This is a genomic window from Streptococcus mitis (assembly GCF_001579035.1).
In the GTDB taxonomy this organism is placed as follows: domain Bacteria; phylum Bacillota; class Bacilli; order Lactobacillales; family Streptococcaceae; genus Streptococcus; species Streptococcus mitis_J.
The window spans coordinates 72,594-77,729 of the sequence record NZ_KQ970290.1 but is presented as its reverse complement, the minus strand read 5'-3'; the positions used below and the strand labels follow the sequence as shown (position 1 = coordinate 77,729).

Below are 5,136 nucleotides of genomic sequence, written 5' to 3'. Positions count from 1 at the left end.
GTCATTGGACGTGACAATGCCCGTACCCCCATGCAATGGGACGAGAGCAAAAACGCTGGTTTCTCAACAGGTCAACCTTGGTTGGCAGTTAATCCAAACTATCAAGCAATCAATGTTCAAGAAGCGCTGGCAAATCCAGATTCTATTTTCTATACTTATCAGAAGTTGGTCCAAATCCGTAAGGAGAACAGCTGGCTGATTCGAGCTGACTTTGAATTACTTGACACGGCTGACAAGGTCTTTGCTTATATCCGTAAAGATGGGGACCGTCGATTCCTAGTCGTAGCTAACTTGTCCAATGAAAAGCAAGACTTGATCGTAGAAGGAAACGTTAAATCTGTCTTGATTGAAAACACCCTAGCTCAAGAAGTCTTTGAAAAACAAATCTTAGCTCCATGGGATGCTTTCTGTGTGGAATTGACTGACTAAAATGAGAGAGATTGGGCAAAAACTCGACTTCAGGAGAAAATGAAGTAAATCTTCCCACAATAAAACGCATAGTACCAAGGTTTTCATTGTACTGACTTGATATTATGCGTTTTTTGTTTTAAGGACTTTTTTCCCAGCCTCTTTTTGCTAAAAGTTGTGTAAAAACTCTTTTAAAAACATTTGTTAGAATTTTCTAACAAATTCTACAAGAAGTCTTGCATTTATAAAAAAATAGGGTATAATAGTGAAAATACTATTTTGAAGGAGATTATTTATGCAATCGAAAAAGTGGCTCTTAGGAGCAGGAGTGACCTTGAGCACAGCCATTCTTTTAACAGCTTGTGGGAAAAGTGAAAAGAATGCAGATGCTCCCAAAACATTTTCTTATGTTTATGCAGTTGATCCATCATCCTTGGATTATAGCCTTACAAGTAAAAGTTCAACTTCTGACGTAATAGGTAATGTCGTCGACGGTCTTTTAGAGAATGATAAATATGGGAATCTCATTCCTTCTCTAGCAGAGGATTGGTCAGTTTCTAAAGATGGTTTGACTTATACCTACAAACTACGTAAAGGTGTGAAGTGGTATACTTCTGAAGGAGAGGAGTATGCGGAAGTCAAAGCTCAGGATTTTGTTACAGGTCTGAAACATGCAGCAGATGGAAAATCTGATGGTCTTTCTTTGGTTGAGAAATCCATCAAAGGATTAGAGGCTTATGTTAGTGGTGAGACAAACGACTTCTCAACTGTAGGTGTGAAGGCTCTTGACGATTATACGGTAGAATATACCCTTAATAAACCAGAAAGTTTTTGGAACTCTAAAGTAACCACTGCAACCATGCTTCCTGTAAATGAAGAATTTTTGAATGCAACAGGCAAGGATTACGGAGCGCCAACTCCATCAAGTATTCTTTACAATGGCCCATATTTTTTGAAATCTTTGATTTCTAAATCTGTGATTGAATATGAAAAAAATCCTAACTATTGGGATAAGGACAATGTCAAAATTGATAATGTTAAATTGACATTCTATGATGGTTCAGATCAAGAATCCTTAATTCGTAGCTTTACACAAGGTGCCTATACCACTGCACGTCTTTTTCCAGCAAGCTCAAACTTTGAGTCAACTAAGAAAGAGTACGGAGATAAGATTGTCTATAGTCCACAAGAGGCAACAAGCTACTACCTCACTGTGAACGTAAACCGCCAGTCTTACAATAAAACAGCTAAAACAGATGAGTCACAAAAAACATCAACAAAAGAAGCTCTTCTCAATAAGAACTTCCGTCAGGCTCTTAATTTTGCATTTAATCGCCACGCCTATACAGCTCAATTAAACGGTGAAGAGGGTGCGGATAAGATTATTCGTAATAGTCTAGTGCCAGATAACTATGTTCAAGTAGCTGGGAAGACCTTCGGACAGTTGGCTCAGGATGAACTACTGAAATATGGAGAACAGTGGAAAGATGTGACTCTCACAGATGGTAAGGATACAATTTACAATCCAACAAAGGCCAAGTCTGCATTTGAAAAAGCGAAGTCAGAATTGCAAGCTAAGGGAGTGAGTTTCCCGATTCATTTGGATGTGCCTGTTGAGCAAACTGATGTAGTTGCAGTTCAACAAACCAATTCGCTAAAACAATCAATTGAAGAAACACTTGGAACGGAGAATGTCATTATAGATGTTCTTCAAATGACAGATAATGAGAAGGAAAGTATTACTTCTCAAGCTAAAGTTCCAACCCAAAAAGATTATGATTTGAACGGAACAGGTTGGGGACCAGATTACCAAGATCCAGCAACTTATCTCAATATTTTAGATGCTAAGAAGGGTTCTGCCTTGAAACATCTAGGTATAACAAAGGGCAAGGATTCTGAAGTTGTGGCGAAAGTTGGCTTGGATGAATACAAGAAGCTCTTGGATGATGCGGCTTCTGAGACAAGTAATCTTGATAAACGATACGAAAAGTATGCCAAAGCACAGGCTTGGGTTACTGATAGTTCACTTCTTATTCCAGTTGCTTCTTCAGGGGGCTCTCCTATGGTTAGTCGTACTGTTCCATTTACCAAAGCTTATTCACAGGTCGGTATTAAGGGGGATCCATTTATTTTTAAAGGAATGGAACTTCAAAATGATATTGTGACAACTAAAGAGTATGATGCGGCCTTCAAAAAGTGGCAAAAGGAAAAACTGGAATCGAATGCTCAGTATCAAAAGGATTTAGAAAAGCACATAAAATAATGTGAATGAGAATCTTGCTTTCGTTAGGTTATCAGTTAATTCATTGATATTTAAATGATAAATCGCATAAAAACAAGGGAGGACTGTATGAAAGACAGAAATCCTTTGTTTTTTTATGACTAAAGTTTATAAACTTTCATTCTCAAAATTCAATTAACTTTACAAATTCCCACTATTTTGGTAAAATAAACTTATGTTATAAAAACTAACATAAAGGAGAAAGAAGATGACTACAAAAAAGCGTGTCCTTAGTGCAGGCCTGACTTTTGCGGCTGCTTTGCTTTTAGCTGCTTGCGGACAATCAGGTTCAGATACAAAAACTTACTCATCAACCTTTAGTGGAAATCCAACTACATTTAACTATCTATTAGACTACTACGCTGATAATACGGCTATCATTACCAACCTAGTTGATGGTTTGCTTGAAAATGACAACCATGGAAACCTAGTTCCATCTTTGGCAGAAGACTGGTCTGTTTCGAGCGACGGTCTGACTTATACCTACAAATTGAGAAAAGATGCCAAATGGTTCACAGCTGACGGTGAAGAGTATGCCCCAGTCAAGGCACAAGATTTTGTGACAGGTATTAAGTATGCAGTGGATAATAAATCACAGGCCATTGACTTGGTTCAAAACTCGATCAAGGGCTTGAATGATTATATTACAGGAGCGGATTCTGACTTTTCTAAGGTTGGGGTGAAGGCCATTGACGACCAGACTGTTGAGTATACTTTGGCACGCCCAGAACCTTACTGGAACTCAAAAACAACCAATAGTATTCTTTTCCCGGTAAATGAAGAGTTTTTAAATTCAAAAGGGAAAGATTTTGGTACCCTATCTCCAGATAGCATTCTCTACAGTGGACCTTATTTGTTAAAAGATTTCACATCAAAATCATCTATCGAGTATGTGGAGAACCCGCATTACTATGATCATGACAAAGTATCAATTGAACATGTGAAATTAGCTTACTTTGATGGCTCAGACCAAGAATTGACTATCCGTAACTTTGAAAGTGGAGCTTATTCAATCGCTGGGGTTTATCCAAATAGTTCTAACTTCGCTAAGACCAAGGAAAAATATAAGGATAATATCGTCTATAGCTTGCAGGACAAGACTTCTTGGTACTTCAATTTCAACGTCAATCGTAAGGCCTACAACCATACATCTAAAACGACAGATGAGCAGAAGAAGTCAACTGAGACAGCTGTCTTGAACAAGAACTTCCGCCAAGCAGTGAACTTCGCCTTGGACCGCACAGCCTATTCTGCCCAGTCAAATGGAGAAGAAGCAGCTAGCAAGACCCTTCGAAACACCCTGGTACCTCCTACATTTGTCCAAGTTGGAGACAAGACCTTTGGAGAAGTAGTTGCTTCTAAATTGGTCAACTATGGCACAGAATGGTCAGATATTAACTTGGCAGATGCTCAGGATGCCTATTTCAACAAAGAAAAAGCCCAAGAAAAATTTGCGGAAGCTAAAAAAGAATTGGCAAGTCAAGGTGTGACTTTCCCTATTCACTTGGATGTGGCTGTTGATCAGACAAGTAAAAATGCTGTGACAGGCATGAACTCAGTTAAGCAGACCCTTGAGTCAGTTTTGGGTGCTGATAACATTGTCATTGATGTTCAGCAACTTTCAACAGATGATTTTAATAACGTAGCCTTCTTAGCGCCAACAGCAGCTGATCGTGACTATGATTTGAACTTTGATGGCTGGGTAGGTGACTATCAGGATCCATCAACTTATCTCAATCCTTTCAATGCAGAGGATGGATTCTACCTTAAGATTTTTGGACTAGATGCTAAGGAAGACAAGGAAAAAATCACTAGTCTAGGTCTGGATACCTACACTAAGATGCTCAAAGATGCAGATAGTGAAAACAAAGATGTAGCCAAACGCTATGAAAAATATGCTGAAGCACAGGCTTGGATGATTGACAATTCTCTGATTATGTCAGCTATGTCAAGTGGTGGAACAGCATCTGTAACCAAAGTAACGCCATTTACAAGAGGGTATTCATTGGTTGGTATCAAGGGTGATGGCAATAACTATAAGTACATGAAACTGCAAAAAGACACTGTGACGACCAAACAGTTTGAAGAAGCTAAGACCAAATGGGAGCAAGAAAGCAAAAAAGCAATCGAAAAAGCCCAAAAAGAAGCAGAAAAACATGTTAAATAGTTAGAAATAGCCTTTTCAAGCAAAATCATAAAGACAAACATCAGTTTTGGTGCTTGTCTTTTTAAATCACTCGGCTATTGAAAACTGAGAAATGATTTGTTTTGTGCTAAAATAGATTGAAACGAATACTCAATAAAAATTAAAGAGTAACTGGGAAGTCAGCTCAAAATACTGTTTTGAGGTTGCAGATGGACGCTGACGTGGTTTGAAGAGAAGTATAAGATTCTCTCTTTTACTATAGTTAAGGAGATGCAAAGATAAATGATAAGGGAGAGACTAT

General features: G+C 38.3%; 3 protein-coding genes. All 3 read left to right on the top strand.

The features are described 5' to 3' along the window. Positions 1-429, top strand: a 429-nt coding sequence (locus SMIDD26_RS08550; RefSeq protein ID WP_246747005.1) for an alpha-amylase family glycosyl hydrolase, incomplete at its 5' end; no start/stop codon positions are given. Positions 430-703: 274 nt separating this feature from the next. After that, positions 704-2,671, top strand: coding sequence for a peptide ABC transporter substrate-binding protein (locus tag SMIDD26_RS08545; RefSeq protein WP_061439830.1), 1,968 nt, complete (start codon positions 704-706; stop codon positions 2,669-2,671). A 226-nt stretch (positions 2,672-2,897) separates the two neighbouring features. Then, positions 2,898-4,856, top strand: coding sequence for a peptide ABC transporter substrate-binding protein (locus SMIDD26_RS08540; protein WP_061439829.1), 1,959 nt, complete (start codon positions 2,898-2,900; stop codon positions 4,854-4,856). The last annotated feature ends 280 nt before the right edge of the window (positions 4,857-5,136 follow it).

Excerpts from the sequence above, each read along its gene's own strand:
- SMIDD26_RS08545 (WP_061439830.1), top strand. The coding sequence starts at position 704 with ATGCAATCGAAAAAGTGGCTCTTAGGAGCAGGAGTGACCTTGAGCACA.
- SMIDD26_RS08540 (WP_061439829.1), top strand. The coding sequence starts at position 2,898 with ATGACTACAAAAAAGCGTGTCCTTAGTGCAGGCCTGACTTTTGCGGCT.